The sequence below is a fragment of the Massilia consociata genome (genome assembly GCF_042432755.1).
In the GTDB taxonomy this organism is placed as follows: domain Bacteria; phylum Pseudomonadota; class Gammaproteobacteria; order Burkholderiales; family Burkholderiaceae_D; genus Telluria; species Telluria consociata.
Map to the genome: position 1 here is coordinate 154440 of NZ_JBHLWP010000006.1, position 23600 is coordinate 178039.

16 protein-coding genes are annotated in these 23600 nt (G+C 65.2%); 7 read left to right on the forward strand and 9 right to left on the reverse strand.

The window, feature by feature from the left end; translation table 11 throughout:
• Positions 1-24 precede the first annotated feature (24 nt).
• The 8 genes from ACFFJK_RS04815 to puuE form a co-directional block, all read right to left on the reverse strand.
• Positions 25-1731 (reverse strand): bifunctional metallophosphatase/5'-nucleotidase, encoded by a 1707-nt coding sequence (locus tag ACFFJK_RS04815; RefSeq protein WP_379677990.1) that lies wholly within the window; start codon positions 1729-1731, stop codon positions 25-27.
• Between the two features lie 174 nt (positions 1732-1905).
• Positions 1906-5316 carry a TonB-dependent receptor gene (locus ACFFJK_RS04820; protein ID WP_379677992.1) on the reverse strand — a complete coding sequence of 1137 codons (3411 nt, stop codon included), beginning with the start codon at positions 5314-5316 and terminating at the stop codon, positions 1906-1908.
• Between the two features lie 534 nt (positions 5317-5850).
• Positions 5851-7344 (reverse strand): adenosine deaminase, encoded by a 1494-nt coding sequence (locus tag ACFFJK_RS04825; RefSeq protein ID WP_379677993.1) that lies wholly within the window; start codon positions 7342-7344, stop codon positions 5851-5853.
• Positions 7345-7561: 217 nt separating this feature from the next.
• Positions 7562-8869 (reverse strand): guanine deaminase, encoded by a 1308-nt coding sequence (gene guaD / locus ACFFJK_RS04830; protein ID WP_379677994.1) that lies wholly within the window; start codon positions 8867-8869, stop codon positions 7562-7564.
• The gene (gene xdhC, locus ACFFJK_RS04835) at positions 8854-9978 is read right to left on the reverse strand and encodes a xanthine dehydrogenase accessory protein XdhC (RefSeq protein WP_379678269.1); all 1125 of its coding nucleotides are present in this window, start codon (positions 9976-9978) and stop codon (positions 8854-8856) included. Before xdhC ends, guaD begins: the two co-directional genes overlap by 16 nt.
• Entirely contained in the window at positions 9978-12368 is a 2391-nt protein-coding gene (xdhB, locus tag ACFFJK_RS04840) for a xanthine dehydrogenase molybdopterin binding subunit (RefSeq protein WP_379677995.1), read from the reverse strand. Before xdhB ends, xdhC begins: the two co-directional genes overlap by 1 nt.
• Before the next feature lie 19 nt (positions 12369-12387).
• Complete coding sequence (gene xdhA / locus ACFFJK_RS04845) at positions 12388-13854, reverse strand: xanthine dehydrogenase small subunit (protein WP_379677996.1); 1467 nt, start codon at positions 13852-13854, stop codon at positions 12388-12390.
• A gap of 116 nt (positions 13855-13970) precedes the next feature.
• Positions 13971-14936, reverse strand: a complete 966-nt coding sequence (puuE, locus tag ACFFJK_RS04850) for an allantoinase PuuE (protein WP_379677997.1) — start codon at positions 14934-14936, stop codon at positions 13971-13973.
• Positions 14937-15064: 128 nt separating this feature from the next.
• Between puuE and uraH the strand changes: the two genes are divergently transcribed.
• The 7 genes from uraH (at position 15065) to ACFFJK_RS04885 (ending at position 23006) form a co-directional block, all read left to right on the forward strand.
• On the forward strand, positions 15065-15436 hold the full coding sequence (uraH, locus tag ACFFJK_RS04855) for a hydroxyisourate hydrolase (protein ID WP_379677998.1): 372 nt from the start codon (positions 15065-15067) through the stop codon (positions 15434-15436).
• A 93-nt stretch (positions 15437-15529) separates the two neighbouring features.
• Positions 15530-16087 (forward strand): ClpP family protease, encoded by a 558-nt coding sequence (locus ACFFJK_RS04860; protein WP_379677999.1) that lies wholly within the window; start codon positions 15530-15532, stop codon positions 16085-16087.
• Between the two features lie 192 nt (positions 16088-16279).
• On the forward strand, positions 16280-17539 hold the full coding sequence (locus tag ACFFJK_RS04865; protein ID WP_379678001.1) for a hypothetical protein: 1260 nt from the start codon (positions 16280-16282) through the stop codon (positions 17537-17539).
• 10 nt (positions 17540-17549) lie between these two features.
• Positions 17550-17957, forward strand: coding sequence for a hypothetical protein (locus tag ACFFJK_RS04870; RefSeq protein ID WP_258827768.1), 408 nt, complete (start codon positions 17550-17552; stop codon positions 17955-17957).
• A gap of 74 nt (positions 17958-18031) precedes the next feature.
• The gene (locus ACFFJK_RS04875) at positions 18032-19594 is read left to right on the forward strand and encodes a methyl-accepting chemotaxis protein (protein WP_379678003.1); all 1563 of its coding nucleotides are present in this window, start codon (positions 18032-18034) and stop codon (positions 19592-19594) included.
• Between the two features lie 421 nt (positions 19595-20015).
• Positions 20016-21743, forward strand: a complete 1728-nt coding sequence (gene pilB / locus ACFFJK_RS04880; protein ID WP_379678004.1) for a type IV-A pilus assembly ATPase PilB — start codon at positions 20016-20018, stop codon at positions 21741-21743.
• A gap of 27 nt (positions 21744-21770) precedes the next feature.
• Positions 21771-23006: a type II secretion system F family protein gene (locus tag ACFFJK_RS04885; RefSeq protein ID WP_379678005.1), complete on the forward strand. Its 1236-nt coding sequence runs from the start codon at positions 21771-21773 to the stop codon at positions 23004-23006.
• A 155-nt stretch (positions 23007-23161) separates the two neighbouring features.
• On the opposite strand, the gene ACFFJK_RS04890 is transcribed toward ACFFJK_RS04885, so the two are convergent.
• The gene (locus tag ACFFJK_RS04890) at positions 23162-23455 is read right to left on the reverse strand and encodes a hypothetical protein (RefSeq protein ID WP_379678006.1); all 294 of its coding nucleotides are present in this window, start codon (positions 23453-23455) and stop codon (positions 23162-23164) included.
• Positions 23456-23600 lie beyond the last annotated feature (145 nt).

Consider the following 23600-nt stretch of genomic DNA (forward strand, 5'->3'; position numbering starts at 1 on the left):
TCCTTCGGTTTGGCGTACAGCTGTTTATTGTGCCTTCATGATGCGCGGCGCGGCCGGCGCCAGCGACGCGCCCTGCCCCTCGATGTTGCGCAGGTATTCGGTGAACGCGTCGAGGTCGAGCAAGCCGGTCTCGAGGCGGTTGCTGCCCTTGGCAAATTCCGGGAAGTTGTCGCCGCCTTCGGCCAGGAAGTCGTTGGCGACGACGCGGTAGGTCTTGCCCGCTTCCAGCGGCTTGCCGTCCAGGGTGATGTCGAGCACGCGGCTGCCGACCGGGCGCTTCGCGTCCCAGCGGTAGCTGAAACCGTTCGAGACCTGCAGCATCGAACCGTTCGGCGACGCCGAGCGCCACTGCTGTTCGAGCAGCGTGCGGATCTGGGCGCCGGTCAGGTCCATGACCACCAGCGTATTGCCGAACGGGAGCACAGCCTGGGCCTGGCCGAAGGCCGCCACGTTGTCCGGCCCCGCTTCCAGATCCTTGCGGATGCCGCCTTCGTTCATGAAGCCGATCTGCGCGCCCACGTTGCGGGTCGCCGCCAGCACGGCGTCGGCGATCAGGCTGCCGAGCGGAGCCTCGCCGGCCTCGTTCTGCATGCGCAGCACGGGTGCGCTCGCCAGGCGCGCCACCGGACGGATCAGGGCGGCGCGGCTGCGCTCCTTCACCGAGGCCATGAACGCGGTCATCCGGGCGTCGGCCGGGAAGTCGCCCGGCTTCAGCACGACGTTCTCCACCCGCAGGCCGGTCACCCGGTCCCTGGCCGTGTCCACCTGCATGGCGATGCGGGTCGCGAGGTGGCCGTAGGAGCCGGCCTGGGTCACGATGCGGCCGTCCACGTTGCACAGGTAGCCCTGGTGCGAGTGGCCCGAGATCACCAGCCTGACGACCGGGTCCAGCTTCTTCGCGATGTCGACCACCGGGCCCTTCAGGTTGGCGCAGTCCGGCTGCATCGGGTTGTCGGTCGTGGTGCCGCCCTCGTGCACCAGGGCGACGATCACGTCCGCTCCCTGGCGGCGCATCTCCGGAATCGCCCGGTTGATCGCTTCGGCCTCGTCGCCGAACGCCAGGCCGGCGATGCCCGATGCCATCACCACCGACTGGGTATCCTGCAGCACCACGCCCACCAAACCGACCTTCACGCCCTTGACGGTCTCGATTTTGTACCCGGGAATAAAAGGCTTGCCGGTCGCACTGTCGATGACGTTGGCCGCCAGGTAGGTGAATTTGGCGCCCTTGAAGTCCGGACCCATCTGGCAGGCCTTGGCGGGGCGCGGCGAATCGCAGCCACCGTGCTGCTGGCGCAGCAGCTCCTTGCGGCCGGCGTCGAACTCATGGTTGCCGACCGCGCTCGCGCGCAGGTCCAGCATGTTCATCGCCTCGATGGTCGGCTCGTCGGCCCACAGCGAGGACAGCGCGGGGCTGGCCCCTACCAGGTCGCCTGCGGAGACGAACAGCAGATCCTTGTCCTCCTTGCGCCAGGCCTGCAGCGCCGCCGCCACGGCCTCGATGCCGCCGGCGCGGATCGCCTGTTCCTTGGCGCCATCAAGGCCGGTCGGGGTGTAGCGGCTCGGCTCGAGGTTGCCGTGGAAATCGTTGATGGCGACCAGGTTGATGGTCACCGGCTCGCGGCTCGCGGTGGTGGTGCAGCCGGCCACGCTCAGGGCAGAGGCGATGGCAAATGCGACGCAGGAAAGTCGTGCCGGGAGTCGTGCCGGGACGTGCAGGGAAACGGTCATGGAATATTCTCGATCAGGGACGGGAGGCTCGTCGAGCCGCCCGCATTATCACATGGGGTCCCGCCTGCCGGCCATCCTTACAGGGCCGGAAAGCGGGGCCTTCACCCATGAAAAAACGGCCGGTGTCGCCACCGGCCGTTCTCTACATCACAAGCGTGACATCAAGCGAATCGATCAGAACTCGTACTTGACGGTTGCCTGGATGGCCCACTGCGATTCGCCCTTGGACTGGCGCACGTTCAGGTCTTCCACGTTGTTACGCACTGCGTACACATAGCGACCCTGTGCATCCAGGCCGGCGTAGTCGACGAAGCTGCGCGCCTGGGCGCCGGCCGATTGGAAGCCCACTTCTTCGATACGGCCCCACTTCTTGTTCAGCAGGTTGCCGAAGTTCAGGATGTCGAGCGAGAAGCTGGCCTTGTGCTTGGCCATGAAGCCCGGCAGTTCCTGGGTGATCTTCACGTCGAAGCTGTTGGTCCACGGCGAGAAGTCGCTGTTACGCTCGACCACGCCGCCCTTCGCATTGCGCAGGACCTTGTTGGCGTTGACCACGTCCCAGAAGCGGGTCTCATTGGTCTTGTTGGTCGCGGTGTCACCGAAGAACACGACTTCACCCGAACCGAAGGCCGTCGGGATGTACATCAGGTCGTTGCCGGCCAGGCCGTCGCCGTTCAGGTCGTTGTTGATGGTCCAGCTGTACGGCTTGCCTTCACGGCCTTCATAGAAGACGCCGAGACGGGTGCGGTAATTGCCGAAGAAGCGCTTCTCCCACGACAGGCGGGCATTGATGCGGTCCTTTACCAGGTACGACGAGTTGGCGGCGACTTCCTCGTTCGGGTTGAAGACCGAGCGGCCAGACCAGTTCGAGTTCGAGGTCGACGACGTCAGCGGCGAGACTTCGGTCGCGTTGGTGTGCGAGTAGGCCACCGACCAGCCGAAGCCTTTGCGGGTCGGGCTCGTCACCGACAGGGTCACGATCTGGGCGTCGCCCTTGCTGGTGCCCTTGGCCAGCAGCACGTTGTTGTAGCTCAGGTTCGACAGCGCCTTGGCGGTGTTCTGGCAGCCCGTTGCATTACCCACCGAGTTGTTGGTGAAGGTGTAGCAGGACGCGCTCAGGCCGTTGGCGTTGTAGTACAGCTCGCGGCCATCGGTACCGATGCGGGTCGGTGCGCCGAGGTTCAGGTTCTGGTAGAAGATCGCGTCCTTGTTCTGGGTCGCAAGCAGCTCGGCGCCGAACACCAGGCCGTTCCATGGCAGTTCATGCTCGAATGCCAGGTTGGCTTTCCAGATCGACGGCTGCTTCAGGTCCGGCGACAGGATGTCGACGTTCGAGGCAGGGGTGGCGCCGCTCACGGTACGCTGGGCGTTCACGTCCGGGGTGAAGGTGCCGTCCGTGCTTGGGCAGCGGGTCGCGCCCGAGCCCGAGCACGTAACGATACGGGTTGCCGCGCCGGTGTTCGAGAACGGGTTCGACATCCAGACGGTCGCCGCCGCGCCCTGGAACAGGCCGACACCGCCGCGCAGCTGCATCGGGCGCGCCGAGTCGAACTTGTAGTTGAAGCCGACGCGCGGCTGCCACAGCTTGTTGCCGTCGAAGGTCTGGGTGTTGTCGACACCGTAGCCGCCGGTCTGACGCACGAAGGTCGCGGCATTGCCGGCGATGGTCGGCTGGGCGACGCCCGCATTGCGCAGCGGAGTGTTGTCCACGGCGGTCAGGTCGACGCGCACGCCGGCGCTGACGGTCAGGTTCTTGTTGACGGTCCAGTTATCCTGCAGGAACAGGCCGGTGTTCTTCATCGTGAACTGGGCGATCGCGTTGTTCAGCGAACCGCCGGCGACCGGAAGCTGCACGGTGTACGAGGTCGGACGGCCGCGCGAGAAGTTCTCGTAGATCGCTTCGTTGATCTGCGACGCCGTCGCGGTGGCGCAGTTGATCGAACCGAAGGTGTAGCTGAAGTTGTTGTCGCAGGCGAAGGTGTAGTTGCCGAACACGTTCTGCAGGAACGCGTTGTAGACCTTGTTCTGGGTGTAATCGGCGCCGAACTTGATCTCGTGGTCGCCCATCATGTAGTTGGCGCCCGCGTACAGGTCGAGGGTCTTGGTGCCCAGCACGTTGTTATGACGGCTGTTCTCGGTACCGGTGTTCAGGAAACGGTTGCCGGTGCGGGTGCCGCTTGGCGCGTCCGGTGGCAGGGCGCCGCTGAACTGGAACGACATGGTCGGCAGCTGAGCGTTGTTGATCGGCACCGAGTCATAATCGCGCTGCGAGATCTTGAATTCGGTCGAGAAGTTCTGGGTCCAGTCCGAGAACACCTGGCCGACCATGGTCTCGATGGTCTTGTCCTGCTTGTAGAACTGCGAGCTCAGCGACACGCCGCTGTTCGAGAAGCCCGGGAAGATCGGCTCGTTCTGCGAGGTCTTCGAGTAGCGGAAGTTGGCGCGGTGGTCGTCGCTGATGTTCCAGTCGAGCTTGATCATGCGCTCTTCCGACTTCATCTTGGTGCCGGCCGGGATCTCGGTGCTGCCAAGGTCGAAGTTATAGCGGCTCTGGGCGATGTCGCGCAGGCGATTGATCTGGGTCGGGCTGATGCCGATGGTGGTGCCGGTGTTCGCGCCGATCGGGCCGAAGTCCGGGCCGCTACGGCTGCTTTCGAAATTTTCGGCCAGGGCGAAGAAGAACAGCTTGTCCTGGATCAGCGGGCCGCTGACCCACAGGCCCTTGGTGTTTTCCTTGAATTCCGGGGCATCGGTGTAGCTGTCGGTGGCCTGGTTGTAACGCTGGCCGACCAGGCGGTCGTCGCGGGTCACGTAGTAGGCGCCGCCGTGGTACACGTTGGTACCCGACTTGGTGACGGCGTTGACGTTGGCGCCGGTGTAGCCGCGCTGGGTCACGTCGTAGTTGGCGACGTTCACCTGCACCGAGGCGATCGCTTCCATCGAGATCGGCTGGCGGGCGGTCGGGCTGCCGTTGGCTTCCAGGCCGAAGGTATCGTTGATGGCGACGCCGTCGATGGTCATCGAGTTGTAGCGCGAGTTCTGGCCCGCCACCGACATCTCGCCGCGTTCCTTGTCGGTCTGCGAGACGCGCGGGTCGATACGCGCGAAGTCCTGCAGGTTACGGTTGATCGATGCCTGGGTTTCCAGGTCGGCGCGCGAGATGCTGGTCACCGAACCCATGGTCTGGTTCGAGAAGATCTCCGAGCGCGCTGCCGAACCGGTCACGGTGACGGTCTGCATCTGCTGGCCCAGGGTCGCATCCACAGCGGCGGTTTCGGCCAGCTGGACGAACACGTTTTCACGGCGCTCGGTGACGCCGCCCTTGGTGATGACGATCGTGTACGGACCGCCGACGCGCAGGCCGCGCGCTACGTAACGGCCTTCCGCATCGGTGACGACATTGCTGACAGAACCGGACTCGGCGTGAACAATCTGCACCTGGGCGCCAGCGGCAGGGGTGCCGTCAGCGCTCGAAATACGGCCGCCGATGGCCGAGGTGGTGTTCTGTGCGAAGGACGGCGTAGCGGCCAACGCAACCGACAAAGCCAGCGCAAGCTTGGTGAGCCGGATCTGTTGTTGAGTGATCATTGATAACCCCAAAATTAACTTAATAGTTATAACGGGCAGCCGACGGTTGCCCCTCTCTTACAGTACTGCAATCTTTATTTGCTGCATGTAGCGCCGGCGGCCTGCCGGCTGGCGGCGGCAAGTGTAACGTGCTCGTATGACAATGAAGTTACAGACGGCATGGTGTGAAAACGGTGCATGCCTGGCGGCGTCAATACCCGAATATGCATGAGCGTTGACAAACCGGCAAATTCGTTTTGGTTTCGATATTTATACGTTTGTCGTATAAATACGCTCCAGCACGTTGTTACTACGCTACAAAGTAAGGGAAATCCCCAGCAAAATCACAAGGCGGGATTATAAGGGCGGCATTCCTGGACGAAATTTTTTTAGTAAGAATTTCGTTAAAGCGGGGAAGGAAGAAGAGAATTTGTAGCACGAAGGCCACAAAACATGAATTTTTACTAATTCAATGCCAAAAAGTCACCTGGCCGCGGTGACGGGCAGGCGATCCGGAAGGGCTCCGGATCGCCATTTGCAGCGGTCTACAAGGTTTTACTTGGCTACGGCCTGCAGCTTCGCCAGCCCGGCAATCTTCGCTTCGAACTCGATGAAGCGTTGATCCAGCTGACGGGTCAGTCGTTGTTTTTCTGCCACTGGCAGGAAGGCGTAGCGAATGCTGTTGTACGAGGTCTTCTTCATCTCCGCATAGTCCGGCTTGTAGCGGCTGGCGAACTGCACGTACTCGTGCGACAGGCTGTGGCGGGTGACGCCGGCGTCGTCGGTGGAGATCACGTAGGGCACGCCATACTTGCGGTACAGGGTGACCGGGTGGTTCGCGCCTTCGATGCCGCTGATGAAGGCGTTCGAGGTCAGGTTGATCTCGACCGGGATGTCATCCTTGCGCATCTTCGCCATGATCGCGAGCGCATTGGTCTCGTGCGCCAGGTCGATGCCGTGGCCGATGCGGTTGGCGCCGGCGATCACGAGGGCCTGGTCGATGTGGAACTTCAGGCCTTCCGGCGGCACGTCGCCCAGCGCGAGCTCGCCCGCGTGCATTGCAACCTTGACGTCCGGGTAGCGCGACTTCAGAAAACGGAACATTTTCATGTGCAGCGAATAGTCGCGCATCGACACCATGGTGCTCTCCTGCCCCACGATGTTCACGCCGACGATCTTGTCGCTCATTTCCGCAGCCTTGAAGCCTGACACCATCGACGAGAACACCTGCGACGGGTTCATCAGGCGCACGACGTAGGTCTGGTAGCGCATGGTGAAGCGCTCGTCGTCGATGCCTTCGGCCGCCTCGTGGATCTTGTTGACGAAGTCTTCGGTCGACTTCCTGAAGGCCGCATCCTGCTCGAGCACTGCCAGCCAGGCGCCCATCTGGGCGTCGAAGGCCTTGTCGTCGTTGGCGTTCTGCCAGGCAAGGGTGTCGAAATCCTTGCTGACGACGAAGGGCGACATCTTGAACATGGTCTCGATGTAGCTGACGTTTTCCAGGATCGCGCGGTTTTTCAGCTCCTGCAGGCCTTCGCGGAAATTCGCGTTCGACACCGGGCCGAAGAAACCGAAGGTCTGGAAGAACAGGCGGTCCGGCGGCGGCTGGATCGCGCCGTGGTTATTGAAATCCTTGTTCGACCAGCGCTGCAGCAGCTCGCGGTAGGTGTAGTCGTCGGCATACACCTCGGCCGTGGACAGGCAGTTGCGCTCGGCGGCAGGCTTGGCGCGCTCGGCCGCGACCACTTCCTTGTTGGTCTCGATGCGGTAGGTGCGCTTGTCGACGCACAGGCCCTGCTTGTCGAGGAAGTTCACGTAGGTCTCGGCATACACCGAACCCGAATAGTGGTGGTGCAGGTCGCCGCCCTTCGGCATCTGGGTGAAGAACAGGGTCAGCTCGGACGTCTTCGGCTCGCCGGCGATCAGGCCGGCGTAGTGGCGGGCGGTGGCGGCCTCGTTGGCGTTCGATGCCGGGCCCTTGGCCAGCGCCTGCGGGGCGCCGGCGACGGCCAGGGCGAGCAGGATGCTGCCGGTCAGTTTGATGGTCATGGATCGGACTTTCTGGTGCGGTTACTGGTGCAAACAAGGGCAGGCTGGCGCCTGCATGACCGCGCAACTCTATACGGTTGAGTTACCGTTGGCAATATCGCTATCGTCGGGGTGGTCGGCTTCGCCGACCGCGCGTTCACATCACGGCAATGCTGCCTGTGCGGATTTTCATCCGTCCCTTGAACGCGCGGCCGGGAGACCCGGCCACCCTACGACATCATGCGCGGGCGTGGACCTGCCTGCCGGCCGAATAGGTCGCCTTGACCGCCCGGTCGTCGCCCAGCAGCGCCAGCGCGAACAGCAGCTCTTCCAGCGAATCGCAGTGCGCCGTGCGGCGCGCCAGCAGCGGCGTCGACTTCGGGTCGAGCACGATGAAGTCGGCTTCCGCGCCGGGCGCGAAACTGCCGATCGTGCCCTCCAGGCCCATGGCACGGGCCGCGCCCAGGGTGGCCAGGTAGAACATGCGCACTGCCGGCAGGTAGCTGCCCTTCAGGCGCGCCACCTTGTAGGCTTCGTTCATGGTCTGCAGCATCGAGAACGAGGTGCCGGCGCCGACGTCGGTGCCGAGCGAGAGCAGCGTGCGCGCGCCGTCGGCCTTCTCGAAGTCGAACAGGCCGCTGCCGAGGAACAGGTTGGAGGTCGGGCACACCGCGGCCGCCGAGCCGGTCGCCGCCATGCGCGCGAAGTCCTCGTCGTCGAGCCAGATGCAGTGGCCGAACAGCGCGCGCGGACGCATCAGGCCGAAGCGTTCGTACACGTCGAGGTAGCTGCGGGCCTGCGGATGCAGCTCGCCCACCCACTTGCACTCATCCTTGTTTTCCGAGACGTGGGTCTGGATGAAGGTGTCCGGCCAGGCTTGCGCCAGCTCGGCGGTGGCGCGCAGCTGGGCGTCGGTCGAGGTCGGGGCGAAGCGCGGGGTGATCGCGTACAGCTGGCGGCCGCGCTTGTGCCACTTCGCGATCAGGTCCGCGCTGCTGCCCACGCCGCCCTGGACGTCGCGCAGGAAGTCCGGACAGTGGCGGTCCATCAGCACCTTGCCGGCCACCATGCGCAGGTTGCGCGCCTCGCTCGCTTCGAAAAAGGCATCGACCGACTGCGGGTGCACGGTGCAATAGACAATGGCGGTGGTGGTGCCGCAACGCAGCAGCTCATCGAGGAAGAACTCGGCGGTCGCGCGCGCATGCGCCGGGTCGTCGAAGCGGCGCTCGGTCGGGAAGGTGTAGGTCTCGAGCCAGGGCAGCAGGCCGGGCGCCGGCGAGGCGATCATGTCGGTCTGCGGGTAGTGCAGGTGCGTGTCGATGAAGCCGGGCGTGATGACCTGGCCGCGGTAGTCGAGCGGGGTCACCCCGGCCGGCAGGGTCGAAGCGAGCGCGGCATGGTCGCCGGCGGCCTTGATCCGGCCGTCCTCGACGACCAGCAGGCCGTCTTCGTGCCAGGCATGGGCCTCGCCGTGGAAGGCCGGGTCGGCGTGAAAATGCAGCAAGCTCGCACGGTAGGCTTGCACGTTGTTCAGTGCGGTGGACATGAGTGGATTTCCGTTGAAACGTCGGATTGGCGGGCAGCTGCTTCCCATACGGTCAGCAGCTGCGCCGCAACGGAGGCCGCGATCACGGCCGGGGCCTTGCCCTCGATGCCGGGCAAGCCGATGGGACAGACCATTGCCTCGAGGCGCGCGCCAGCGATGCCGCGTTCGCGCAGGCGGTGTTCGAACTGGCGGCGCTTGGTGCCGGAGCCGATCAGGCCGAACCAGTCGGCGCCCGCTTGCCCAGTGCCGGCCTGCGCCATGCAGGGGCGCGACAATATCGCGTGCGACAGGCGCAGGTCAAGAGCATGGCTGTGTGTCATCACCAGGAAGCTGGTGCCGCGTGGCGCTTTTTCAACAAGCGCCTCGGGCGTATCGGTCGCCTCGACCGTCACGTTGGCCGGCACGGCGGCCGGGAACAGCGCGTCGCGCTCGTCGACCCAGGTGACGCGGCACGGCAGCCCGGCCAGCGCGCGCACGATGGCCGCGCCGACGTGGCCGGCGCCGAACAGCATCAGATGCTCGCGCGGGGCGAGAACGGCATCGACGAGCCACAGGCGGCCGCCCTCCTCCAGTACATGGGTGCCGGCGGCATGGTCGAATGCGGGCACGTCTCCGCCAGCGAGCTGGCGCCCGCTGCCGTCGAACAGGGCCGTAGGGTGGCCGGCTCTGCCGGCCGCGCGTTCAAGCAGCGCTCGCCCTGTCGGATGATTTTCCTCTGCGCCGGCGTGATTTGGACGCGCGGGCGGCGAAGCCGCCCACCCTACGCATACCACGCGCCAGGTGTCTTCGTTGCGGCGCTTGTCGAGCAGCGCCAGCTGCTCCGGATCGGCCATCTCGAACGCCAGGTAGGCAACGCCGCCGCAGCACTGGCCGAGACTCGGCCCGAGCGGAAAACGCGCGATATGCGCGTCGCCGCCGCCCTGCCCGAGCATGCCGCGCGCAATCTCCAGCGCCCGGTGCTCCAGGTGTCCGCCGCCGATGGTGCCGTGGAAGCGTCCCGCCTGCACCAGCATGCGCGCACCCGGCTCGCGCGGCACGGAGCCCTCGACGCGGGCCACCGTCACCAGCACCGCCGGCGCGCGCAGCGCCGCTGGAAGCCAGTCGTCCATCATGCGGCCGGGAGGGCGCCCGTGGCGGCCTGCACGGCCGCCACCGCCTTCAGGATCTCTTCGCTCGTCGCCGGCGCGTTCAGCGGCGGGTTGACCTGGTGCTTGCCCACGCTGGAGATGGCGTCGCGGATGGCGAAGAACACCGAGAACGGCAGCAGCAGCGGCGGCTCGCCGACCGCCTTGGAGCGGTGGATGCTGTCCTCGGCGTTGCGGTTCCTGAAAAGGCGCACGCGGAAGTCTTCCGGGCAGTCGGAAATGCCTGGGATCTTGTAGGTGGACGGCGCATGCGTCATCAGCTTGCCGGCCGGGTTCCACCACAGTTCCTCGGTGGTGAGCCAGCCCATGCCCTGGATGAAGGCGCCCTCGACCTGGCCGATATCGATGGCCGGGTTGAGCGAGTTGCCGGCGTCATACAAGGCGTCGGCACGCAGCAGCTTCCATTCGCCGGTCAGCGTGTCGACGATGACTTCCGACACCGCCGCGCCATACGCGTAGTATGAGAACGGGTGCCCGCTCATCGTCTTCGGATCCCAGTGCAGGCCGGGCGTGGCGTAGAAGCCGTCGGACCACAGCTGCACGCGCGCCAGGTAGGCCTTGGCGACCACCTCGCCGAAGCGCAGCGCCTGGCCGGCCACGTACACGGTGTCGTCCGCAAAGCGCACCTCGGCAGCGTCGCCGCCGAACTGCGCGGCCACGAATGCGGCCAGGCGGTCGCGGATCTTGCGCGCGGCATCCTGGGCGGCCTTGCCGTTCAGGTCGGCGCCGGTGGATGCCGCGGTGGCGGAGGTATTGGCTACCTTGCTGGTGTTGGTGGCGGTGGCGCGCACGCGTCCGAGGTCGACGCCCAGTTCGTGCGCCACGACCTGCATCACCTTGGTGTTGATGCCCTGCCCCATCTCGGTGCCGCCGTGGTTGACCAGGATCGAGCCGTCCACGTACACGTGCACCAGCGCCCCGGCCTGGTTCAGGTGGGTGACGTTGAAGGCAATGCCGAATTTCACGGGGGTGAGCGCCAGGCCCTTCTTGAGCACGGGACTGGTGCGATTGAAATCGGCAATGGATGCGCGTCGTCCGCGGTAGTCGCTGCTCGCTTCCAGCTCGGCCACGAGCTCGTGGATGACGTTGTCGACGATGACCTGGCCATAGGGCGTGACGTTGCGCTCGTCAAGCTCACTGCTGCCGTAGAAATTCAGGCGGCGGATGTCGAGCGGGTCGCGCCCGAGATTGCGCGCGATCTCGTCGATCACGTACTCGATGGCGATCGCACCCTGCGGGCCGCCGAAGCCGCGGAAGGCGGTGTTCGACTGGGTGTTGGTCTTGCCGCAGGCGGCGCGGATCTCGACGTCCGACAGGTAATAGGCGTTGTCGAAGTGGCAGACGGCGCGGGTGGCCACCGGGCCGGACAGGTCGGCCGAAAAGCCGGCGCGGGTGACCATGTCGACCTTCGCCGCAAGGATGCGTCCTTCGCGGTCGTAGCCGACTTCGTATTCATAGTGGAAGCAGTGGCGCTTGCCGGTGACGAGCATGTCGTCGTCGCGGTCGGCGCGCAGCTTGACCGGGCGGCGCAGGCGCGCGGCGGCGATCGCCGCGGCGGACGCCCACAAGGCCGACTGCGATTCCTTGCCGCCGAAGCCGCCGCCCATGCGGCGGCACTCCACCACCACGTGGTGCGAGTGCAGGCCGAGCGCGTGCGCGACCACGTGCTGCATCTCGCTCGGGTGCTGGGTCGAGCAATACACGTGCATGCCGCGGTCCTCGCCCGGAATCGCGTAGGCGATCTGCCCTTCCAGGTAGAACTGCTCCTGCCCGCCGACGTACAGTTCGCCCTTCACGCGGTACGGCGCCCGGGCGAAGGCGCCTTCGGCGTCGCCGCGGGCCAGGCGCATCGGCGGCAGCACGTAGGACTGCGCGGCGCGCGCCTCCTGCGGCGTGAGGATGGCCGGCAAGTCCTCGTACGTCAGCTGCGCGCGTTTCGCGGCGCGGCGCGCGTTGTCGTGGCTGTCGGCGACGACGATGAACACCGGCTGCCCGACATACTGGACCAGGCCATCGGCCAGGATCGGGTCGTCGTGGATGATCGGGCCGCAATCGTTCAGGCCCGGGATGTCCCGCGCGGTGAGCACCGCCACCACGCCGCGGCTGGCGGCTACCTGCGCGAGGTCGATCGCGGTGATGCGCGCGTGGGCGCGGCTGGACAGGCCGAGCGCCGCGTGCAGCGTGCCGGCGGTCTCGGGAATGTCATCGGTATAGGTGGCCTGGCCGAGCACGTGCAATACGCTCGACTCGTGCGGCCGCGCGCGGCCGACTTCGCTCCATGCCGCGTCGGCCTCTCTTGCCGCGCTTGCCGCGCCGTTCGCATCGGCCAGCTCCGGGGTGCCTGCGTCGTTCATGTCCGTTCTCCTTCTTGACTCAGGCGCCGGCCGCGAAGGCGTTGACCATGGTTGCCGGCAGCGGATCGTCCACGCGCGTCTCGAACCAGAAGCGGCGCAGCAGGTTCTGCGCGGCCTGCATGCGGTAGCTGCTGGAAGCGCGCATGTCGCTCAGGGGCGCGTAATCGCGGGCCAACGCCGCCATCGCCGCGCCCATGCTCGCCTCGTTCCATGGCTGCCCGATGAGCGCCGCTTCGGCGCCGGCGGCCCGCTTCGGGGTCGCGGCCATGCCGCCGAAGGCGATGCGCGCGTCTGCTACCGTATCGCCGTCGAGCGTGATGGCGAAGGCGGCGCACACGGCCGAGATGTCCTGGTCGAAGCGCTTGGCCAATTTATAGGTACGCATGCGCAGGCCGGCGCGGCGCAATGGAATACGCAGCGCCTGCACGAATTCGTCGGGGCGCAGGTCCTTCTGCTGGTAGCCGAGATAGAAGTCTTCCAGCGCCAGCACGCGCTCGCCCGCCGCGCCGCGCAGCACGAGCTGCGTGCCGAGCGCGATCAGCCAGGGCATCGAGTCGCCGATCGGCGAGCCGTTGGCCACGTTGCCGCCCAGGGTACCGGCGTTGCGGATCGGGAGCGAGGCGAAGCGCTGCCACATTTCGGTCAGCTCGTCGGGATAATGGCGGCAGACGGCCGCGTAGGCGTCGTTCAGCGTCACGCCGGCGCCGATCTCGAGCATGCCCTCGTGTTCGCCCACCGACTTGAGTGCCTCGACCTGGCCCAGGTAGATGATGTCGTTCAGTTCGCGCATGTGCTTGGTGACCCACAGGCCCACGTCGGTCGAGCCGGCCAGCAGCAGCGCACCCGGGTGTTCGCTGCGCAGGCGCACCAGCTCGTCGAGCGTGCGCGGCACGTGGAAGCGCCCGCCCTTCGCTTCATAGCGGAAGCCGTGGGCGCGCTGCAGGGCCTGCAGGCGTTCGGCCAGCGCGGCACGGTCGAACGTCGCTGGCGGCAGCTCGACCATGCGGCGGGCCGCGTCGATGATCGGGCGGTAGCCGGTGCAGCGGCACAGGTTGCCCGACAGCGCGTCGTCGATCTGGCAGCGCGTGGGCTGGCGGCCTTCCTGCTTCAGGTACATTCCCCACAGGGACATCGCAAAGCCCGGCGTGCAAAAGCCGCACTGGGAGCCGTGGCACTCGACCAGGGCCTGCTGCACCGGATGCAGCCGGCCGTCGGCTTGCTGCAGGTCTTCCACCGTGAACAGCGCCTTGCCGTCGAGCGTGGGGGCGAACTGGATGCAGGCGTTCACCGCCTTCAGCTCCAGCTTGCCGTTTTCCAGCGAGCCGACCACCACCGTGCAGGCGCCGCAGTCGCCCTCCGCGCAGCCTTCCTTGGTGCCGGTGCAACCCAGGTCCTCGCGCAGGTGCTGCAGGACGGTCTGCGTCGGTGCCACGTCCCGCACTTCGTGGACGGCGCCGCGGTAATAGAATCGGATCGGCTCTGACATGTTTGCTCACTTTCAACCAAGGGCGGAAGGCTACCACCTGCGGGCAGGACACTTATAAGATTTTCCTTATATTGCTTATCAATATATTCGTATATCTAATGGAACGCCGCCTCCTTTCATTCTAGGAAAGGATGCACGGTTTTCCAGTGGTGCGCGATATCGATGCGGCGCGCGATCCAGACGTGTTCGTGGCTGCCGACGTAATCGAGGAAGCGCGCCAGCGCCGCCGCCCGCGCCGGCCGCCCCACCAAGCGGCAGTGCAGGCCGATCGACAGCATCTTCGGTTGGTCCAGGCCGTTCGGGTCGCCCTCGCGGTACAGCACGTCGAAGGCATCCTTCAGGTAGTCGAAGAACTGGGTGCCCGAGTTAAAACCTTGCAGGGCGGCGAAGCGCATGTCGTTGGTGTCGAGCGTGTACGGTACCACCAGGTGCGGCACGGTGTGCGTCGTGCTGTCCGGCCCGTCGCCGGGCGACTTGACGGCCACCCGCTGCCAGAACGGCAGGTCGTCGCCGTAGTGGTCGGCGTCGTAGACGAAACCGCCGTGCTCGACGACCAGGCGGCGCGTGTTGGGCGAATCCCGCCCCGTGTACCAGCCCAGCGGCGCCTCTCCCGTCAGCTCGCGGATGATCTGCACTGCTTCCCGCATGTGGGCGCGCTCGGTGTCTTCGTCGACATGCTGGTACGAGATCCAGCGCAGGCCGTGGCAGGCGATCTCGTGGCCCAGTTCGCGGAAGGCGGCCAGCGCGTCCGGGTTGCGCTTGAGCGCCATCGCTACGCCGAACACCGTCAGCGGCAGCCGGCGCTCCTCGAACAGGCGCAGCACCCGCCACAACCCGGCGCGCGAACCGTATTCGTAGAGCGACTCCATGCTCATGTGCCGCATCGGGAACGCCTGCGCGCCGATGATCTCGGACAGGAAGGTTTCGGACGCCGGGTCGCCGTGCAGCACGCAGTTCTCGCCGCCCTCCTCGTAGTTGAGCACGAATTGCAGGGCGACCCGCGCCCGGCCGGGCCATTGCGGGTGCGGCGGGTTGCGGCCGTAGCCGACGAGGTCGCGCGGGTAGTTCGCGTAGGTGTCCATGGATATCGGCGAAGCGAGGTTGAAAGAGGATTGAAAACGCGGGTATATCGGCGATCATATATTGCAGGATCCACAACAGTATATGATTGCCCGCATACTTCAACTCATCCAGGGAATATGGGAGCCATATGGGAAAACTGTCCACCCACGTCCTCGACACCGCCCACGGCCGGCCCGGCGCCGGCGTCAAGGTGGAGCTGTACGCGCTCGACGCACGCATTGACGCACCCGGCGGCGGCCGCACCCTGCTCAAGACGGATGTCACCAACGGCGACGGCCGCTGCGGCGCCCCGCTGCTGGAAGGCGAGCAGTTGCGCACCGGCCATTACGAGCTCGTCTTCCATGCCGGCGACTACTTCGCCACCCAGGGCGTCGAGCTGCCCTCCCCGCGCTTCCTCGACCGCGTGACCATCGCCTTCGGCATCTTCGACAGCGCGCAGAACTACCACGTGCCGCTGGTGATGACGCCGTGGTCGTACTCTACCTATCGCGGGAGCTGAGGGGGAAGCTGAGGGAGAAGCCGTCCAGCGCCATCCGGACGCGGCAAGACGCCCAAACGCGTTATCCTTGGGCTCACCGCATCGGGAGAGCTCATGGCATTGCACATCGTTCATTTCATCGGGCCGATCAACCACAACTCCGCCTGCACGGTGCGCAACCTGTGCCTGCAGGCGCTGCAGAACGGCGCCACCGAAATCGAACTGCACATGTCCAGCGAAGGCGGCAACATGACCGCCGGCTTCGCGCTGTATTTCTTCCTGAAGTCGCTGCCGGTGCCGCTCACCACCTTCAATATCGGCAGCGTGGAGTCGGTCGCCGTCGTGATCTTCCTTGCCGGGCAAAAACGCTACGCCTGCCCCGGCACCCGTTTCCTGATCCATCCGCTGCACTGGGGCTTCGGCAGCCTGGTGGCGGCCGACCATTCGCGCGTCTCCGAATGGCGCGACTGCCTCGATTTCGACGCCGAACGCTATGCCCGCATCTTCCTCGACGCCACCACCGCCGCCGGCGTCGCCACCGACATCCGCACCAACCTCACGGGCAATGCCCGCATCTTCGATGCCGACGAAGCCGTCAGGGCCGGCATCATCCACCGTGCCATGCAGGCGCAGCTGCCGGCAGGCGGCACTACTTGTCATTGGTGGAACTAAAACTGACAACACGCTGTTTCAAAGACACAACATGTAGTCTTTTTCCTACACGAAATATCTCGCATTGTAATCATTTGTCTTGCATCAAAAATTGCTCGGTGGATAGAATTAGGGCCAGAGCTTCATGGCGCTACCTGTTTGCTGCCTTTTCAGCGCCTCTCTTCCCGAGCAGCTTTTGCAACAAGAATGATGATGAAAAAAAGTGTAATTGCTACCCTGCTGGCGTTCCCGCTGGCAGCCGTGACGGCCCATGCGCAAGACGGCAACGGCTTCCCTCCAGTGAAAGTCAGCGGTTTCGGCACCGCCGCCCTGACCTACGCCGACACCGACAAGGCCGAATTCGCCCGCCCGAACCAGGGCAGTGGCTCGTCCAAGAATTTCCGTACCGGCATCGACTCGAACCTCGGCCTGCAGGCCGACATGTCGGTCAACAGCTGGCTCTCGTTCACCGGCCAGGTGCTGGTGCGCCAGGATGCCGAAGACCATTTCGGTGCCGAGCTGGCATGGGCATTTGCCAAGGCACGCCTCAGCGATGAACTGAGCGTGCGCGTGGGCCGTGTCGGCCTGCCGGTGTTCATGATCTCGGACTACCGCAACGTCGGCTATGCCAACACCATGCTGCGTCCGCCGGCCGAGCTGTACTCGCAAATTCCGATGGGCAGCATCGACGGCGCCGACATCACCTGGCAGCACAGCTTCGGCGACACCACCGTGACCTCGCAACTGGCTGCCGGCAACACCAAGGCGCCGCTGAGCCATACGACGCATGCGCGCGGCAAGAACATCCTTGCCCTGAACGTGGTGGCCGAGCACGGCCCCTTCACCCTGCGCGGCGGCTACGCCCGCACCGACATGACCATCAGCGGCAACGCCAACCTCAACGGCCTGGTGGGCGGCCTGCGTGCTGCCGGTACCGGCTATCGCCTGCCGCAGCTGAACGCACTGGCCACCGAAATCGAAGCCGACGAAGACAAGGGCACCTTCAGCTCGCTGGGCCTGCTAATGGACTGGAACAATATTGTCGTCCAATCCGAGTTTGCAAAGCGCAAGAACGAGAGCGGCTACATCAACGACACCACTGCGTGGTACGCGATGGGCGGTTACCGCATCGGCAAGTTCCTGCCCTACGTCAGCCACGCTAACCTGAAGATCGACAATGCCATCGTCAACACCGTGCCGGCAGCCTGCCCGCCCGGCTACCCGGCAGCCTGCACCCCGACCCTGCAGCAGCTCGGCGCCGGCGTGCGCCGCCTGCCGAACACCGGCGTGGGCCAGGGCGAACAGTCGACCAATACCATCGGCGTGCGCTGGGACTTCGCCAGCTCGGTGGCCTTGAAGGTACAGATCGACCGCATCAAGCCGAAGAACGGCACTGGCCTGTTCCTGAACCCGCAGCCGGGCTTCAAGGACACCGTGACCGTCGGCGCCGTCGCCCTCGATTTCGTGTTCTAAGGAGCGGACGATGAACAAGATGATTGCAAAGCTGTTCGCCGTTGCCGCCCTGGGCGCCGCCGTTCCGGCCATGGCCGAGGTGGTCGTGGTAGTGAACAAGGGTGCTGCCGAAAGCAGCATGACCAAGGAGCAGGTCGCCCAGTTCTTCCTCGGTAAGTCCTCGAGCATGACCCCGATCGACCAGGCCGATTCGAGCCCGATCCGCACCGAGTTCTACAAGAAGGTCGCGGACAAGGACGCCTCCCAGGCCAAGGCCCTGTGGTCCAAGTTGGTCTTCACCGGCAAGGCCACGATGCCGAAGGAAGTCGCCGACAGCGCTGCCGTGAAGGCGGCCGTCGCCGCCAACCCGAAGGCCATCGGCTACATCGACAAGAGCGCCGTCGACGGCAGCGTCAAGGTCGTCTACACGGCTCAGTAAGCAAGAGCGTACCTTCGTAGCACCCGCCGACGGCCTTGTGCCGCCGGCGGTTTCTGCATTCTGGAGACAGCACCATGAGCATCAAGCGCAGGATCTGGGCACTGCCCGTCATTTCCGCCATTATTTTCGGCCTCGGCGCCGGCTTCAGCGCGATGATCGCGAACGGCGCGCTGAATTCGATCACCACGACCGCCAGCGTCGACTATCCGGTGCTCGACGCTTCCAAGGCACTCATTCTCGACGTCGCAGCCGTCACCGACGGCCTGCAGGACGCGGTCGCCGAGGGCGACAAGGACAAGATCGGCCAGGTCGGCGAGCAGGCCAACAAGCTGCGCGCCAAGCTGGAAAAATTCAAGCAAATCCCGGGGCAGCAGGAAGTCGGCGCCCGCCTGGGCAAGGAATTCGACGCCTATTACGCACCGGCCCTGTCGGCCGCGCGTATCATGCTCGAGATGGAAGAAGGCGACCCGCAGGCCGTGGTCGGCAAGATGCAGTCGACGCTCGCCACCCTGAACGGCGACCTGGCCAAGGTCAACGAAGCGGCCCAGCGCCAGTTCGCAGCCGGCATCGAAGGCAGCAAGAACAGCGTACAGAACGTCCTGATCTCGATGATCGCGACCGCCTTGATCGTGATCGCTGCCCTGGCGGTAATATCGTGGTTCGTGGTGCGCACCATCTGGCGCCAACTGGGCGGCGAGCCTGAATACGCACGCGAGATCGCGCAGGCCGTCGCCGGCGGCGACCTGTCGACCGAGATCCGCATCGAAAAGGGCGATACCGGCAGCCTGCTGGTGGCCCTGAAGGAGATGCGCGGCCGCCTGGCGACGCTGGTCGCCGAGATCAAGGCCTCGGCCGACACCATTGCCATGGCCAGCTCGGAAATCGCCAGCGGCAACGCCGACCTGGCGCGCCGCACCGAATCGCAGGCCGCCAGCCTGGACCGCACCACCCGCACGATGGAAGAACTGACCGGCGCCGTGCGCGAGAACGCCAGCGCCGCCACCCAGGCCAACGCGCTGGTGGAAACCGCGAGCAGCATCGCCACCCGCGGCGGCCAGGTGGTCGGCGGCGTGGTGAGCACGATGGGCGACATCAACAACTCGGCGAACAAGATCGTCGAGATCATCTCGGTCATCGACGGCATCGCCTTCCAGACCAATATCCTGGCGCTGAACGCGGCCGTGGAAGCGGCGCGCGCCGGCGAACAGGGCCGCGGCTTCGCGGTCGTGGCGGGCGAAGTGCGCAACCTGGCGCAGCGCTCGGCCGCCGCCGCCAAGGAGATCAAGGAACTGATCGGCGACTCGGTGTCGAAGGTCAGCGCCGGCAGCGCGCTGGTCGACGAAGCCGGCGTGACCATGGGCCAGATCGTGGAATCGGTACGCAAGGTGCAGACCATCATGGCCGAGATCAGCGCCGCCGGCGCCCGCCAGAGCGCCGGCATCGACGAGATGGGCCGCGCCATCGGCAGCATCGACGAGATGACCCAGCAGAACTCGGCGCTGGTGGAGGAAGCCTCGGCGGCGGCGGAGTCGCTGGCCGACCAGACCACACAGCTGACGGGCGCGCTGTCGGTGTTCAAGCTGGAAGCGGGCACGCCAGCCCTGGCCGGCGCGGGCAAGCGCCTGGCGCTGCGCTGATCTTTATTTATAGAGTGGCGGCTGCCGCGATGCTGCGGCAGCGCATGACGAACTGGGGTTCCCGCCTACGCGGAAACGACGAACCGTGGTGTACGCAATACCACAAGCCGACTTGAAGCCCTTGGCTCGTCGTTCCGGCGCAGGCCGGAACCCAATTTTGCAGCGCCCCCAATGTGTCCTCGCACCTCCACTCGCGTCAAGTCCTCCTACCACTCCCGTCAATACACCTGCTTGTCACCTGAACCACAATGCTTGTCGCTCCAACCACAAGCCTTGTCGCCCTTGCCATGAAAGCCTGCGCGCCACCCTGATGACGTGGCGCGTATGCATCTTCCTGGACGCAAATCCTTTACAAATTTGATGCCTGTAGGCATCATCCAGAGCATCCCCACCCAGGTCGCATTCCCTTTTTCCGGCTTCTATGGCAGCAGTCCTCCCCAACACGACCACCGGCACGCCGCTCTCCAGCCTGGCCCGTGCGCTCGTGCAGGCCGGCCGCTTGAGCATGGGACAGGCCGACGCACTGCAGAAAAAAGCTGCCACCGACAAGACCGCCTTCATCGACACCCTGCTCGAGAGCGGCATCATCGCCCCCGGCGCCCTCGCCGCGTTCTGCGCCGAGACCTTCGGCTATCCCCTGCTCGACCTCGCGGCCTTTGCACCGGAATCGCTGCCATCCGCCGCCATCGACGCCAAGCTGATGCAGGCGCAGCGGGTGATCGCGCTCGCCAAGCGCGGCAACAAGATGTCGGTGGCGCTGTCCGACCCGACCAATACCCAGGCGCTGGACCAGATCAAGTTCCAGAGCGAGGCCTCGGTCGAGCCGGTGATCGTGCCGCACGATGCCCTCCTCAAGCTGCTGTCCACCCTGGCCAAGAGCGCCAGCGACAGCCTGAACGACCTGGTGGGCGACGACAACGACATCGAGTTCGCCGAGGAAGAGGCGCAGCCGGTCGCGCCGCCCGACTCGGCCAACGACGTCGAGGACGCGCCGATCGTGCGCTTCCTGAACAAGATCCTGATGGACGCGGTGCAGCTGGGCGCCTCGGACATCCACTTCGAGCCCTACGAGAAGTACTACCGCATCCGCATGCGCGTGGACGGCGTGCTGCGCGACCATGCGAACCCGCCGCTGTCGATCCGCGAGAAACTCGTTTCGCGCATCAAGGTGCTGGCCAAGCTCGACATCTCGGAAAAGCGCGTGCCGCAGGACGGCCGCATGCGCCTGATCCTGTCCCCCACCCGCACCATCGACTTCCGCGTCAGCACCTTGCCCACGCTGTTCGGCGAAAAGACCGTGATGCGTATCCTCGACGCCACCCAGGCCCAGATGGGCATCGATTCGCTCGGCTACGACCCCGAGCAGAAAGCCTTGCTGCTGGACGCGATCTCGCGCCCCTACGGCATGGTGCTGGTCACCGGCCCCACCGGCTCCGGCAAGACGGTGTCGCTGTATACCTGCCTGAACCTGCTGAACAAGCCCGGCATCAACATCTCGACCGCGGAAGACCCGGCCGAGATCAACCTGCCGGGCGTGAACCAGGTCAACGTGAACGACAAGGCCGGCCTCACCTTCCCGGTGGCGCTGAAATCCTTCCTGCGCCAGGACCCGGACATCATCATGGTCGGCGAGATCCGCGACCTGGAAACCGCCGACATCGCGATCAAGGCCGCGCAGACCGGCCACATGGTGTTTTCCACCCTGCACACGAACGACGCCCCGTCGACGCTGACGCGCCTGATGAACATGGGCGTGGCGCCCTTCAACATCGCCTCGTCCGTCATCCTGATCACGGCCCAGCGCCTGGCGCGCCGCCTGTGCAGCTGCAAGCAGCCGCTGGAAACCACGCGCGAAGTGCTGGTGGCGGCCGGCTACCGCGACAGCGACTTCGATGGCAGCTGGAAGCCCTACGGCCCGGTAGGCTGCGACCGCTGCCTGGGCTCGGGCTACAAGGGCCGGGTCGGCATCTACCAGATCATGCCGATTTCACCGGCCATCGAAGCCCTGATCCTGGCGAACGGCAACTCGATGCAGATCGCCGCACAGGCCGAGAAGGAAGGCGTGAACTCGCTGCGCCGCTCCGGCCTGATGAAAGTGAAGCAAGGGCTCACCAGCCTCGAGGAAGTGCTCGGCTGTACCAACGAATAAGCGACGAACAGGAACACAGGGACCCATATGGCAAGCCTCACACCCACCAAAAGCCCGGGCCGCGCCCAGGTCAAGGAAAAGGTCTATGCCTGGGAAGGCAAGGACAAGACCGGCAAGACCGTGCGCGGCGAACTGCGCGCGGGCGGCGAAGCCATCGTCAATGTCACGCTGCGCCGCCAGGGCATCCTGGTCACCAAGGTCAAGCAGAAGACCTACCGCAGCGGCAAGAAGATCACCGACAAGGACCTGACCCTGTTCACGCGCCAGCTGGCGACCATGATGAAGGCCGGCGTGCCGCTGCTGCAGGCCTTCGACATCGTCGGCAAGGGCCACGCCAACCCGTCGATGTCCAAGCTGATCATGGACCTGCGCGCCGACGTCGAGACCGGCACCAGCCTGAACAACGCCTTCCGCAAGTACCCGCTGTATTTCGACCCGCTGTTCTGCAACCTGGTGGGCGCCGGCGAACAGGCCGGCATCCTGGAAGACCTCTTGACGCGCCTGGCGATCTACAAGGAGAAGACGCTGGCCATCAAGGCCAAGATCAAGTCGGCCCTGATGTACCCGATCGCGATCCTGGCGATCGCCTTCATCGTCACGGCCGTCATCATGATCTGGGTGGTCCCGGCCTTCAAGGAAGTGTTCAAGAGCTTCGGCGCCGACCTGCCGGCGCCGACCCTGATCGTGATGGGCATCTCGGAATTCTTCGTCGCCTGGTGGTGGATGATCTTCGGCTCGCTGTTCGCGGGCCTGTACTTCTTCTTCCAGGCCTGGCGCCGCTCGCTGAAGATGCAGCAGGCCATGGACCGCATCCTGCTGCGCGTGCCGATCTTCGGCGCCGTGATCCGCAAGGCCACCATCGCGCGCTGGACCCGCACCCTGTCGACCATGTTCGCCGCCGGCGTGCCGCTGGTCGAAGCGCTCGACTCGGTCGGCGGCGCCTCGGGCAACAACGTCTACCTGGAAGCGACCAAGCGCATCCAGACCGAGGTCAGCACCGGCACCAGCCTGACCATCTCGATGCAGAACGCCAACGTGTTCCCCAACATGGTCACGCAAATGGTGCAGATCGGCGAGGAATCCGGCTCGCTCGATGCCATGCTGGGCAAGGTGGCCGATTTCTTCGAAGAGGAAGTCGACGAGGCGGTGGCGGCGCTGTCGTCGCTGATGGAGCCGCTGATCATGGTGATCCTGGGCGTCTTGATCGGCGGGCTGGTGATTGCGATGTACTTGCCGATCTTTAAGCTGGGGTCGGTGGTTTGATTGCGCCTGCCGCTGCAGGTGCGCCGGGTGGTGCGTGGTCTCGCGGAGTACCGGCAGCGGGTTCGCAGTGATGCTCGAACAGGCTCACTGCGGCAGTTGCCATCGGCTGGCCACGCGCGCCTGTCACTGACGAAGTGCAGTCGGCTGCAACCGACCTAAGTGGGCTTTCCGGCCCTGTTCTCGAATGCTCGAATCGAGTCTTCGGTCGAGAATACCGCCGCTGCGACCTCGACTGCCCCCGTCAGTTTGTTTACCAGGATCGGCCCGTTGCCTGCCAACGCATGGATGAAGTCCCCTGTTGCGACGTACGCTTTCGTTTGATAGGTGTAAGCTAGCGTGGTCGCCATCCCGAATGGGGAAGGCATCAGTACCAAGTCCTCGCCACACTGTTGTGCTATTCGGGTCAGACATTGCTTGGCACGAAGGCGGCAATCTGCTTCGCTCAGCATTTGGACTCCTGGGAAATGATCGTTTCTGGACTCGCAGCGGACGGTAGCTCGTCAGCCCTTATGCTCAAGTAGATCACGGCGTCGCAGCTTGCCCTCAACAGTGCGCAAGCACCCGCACAACAGACAAACAAACTCATGCGCAATG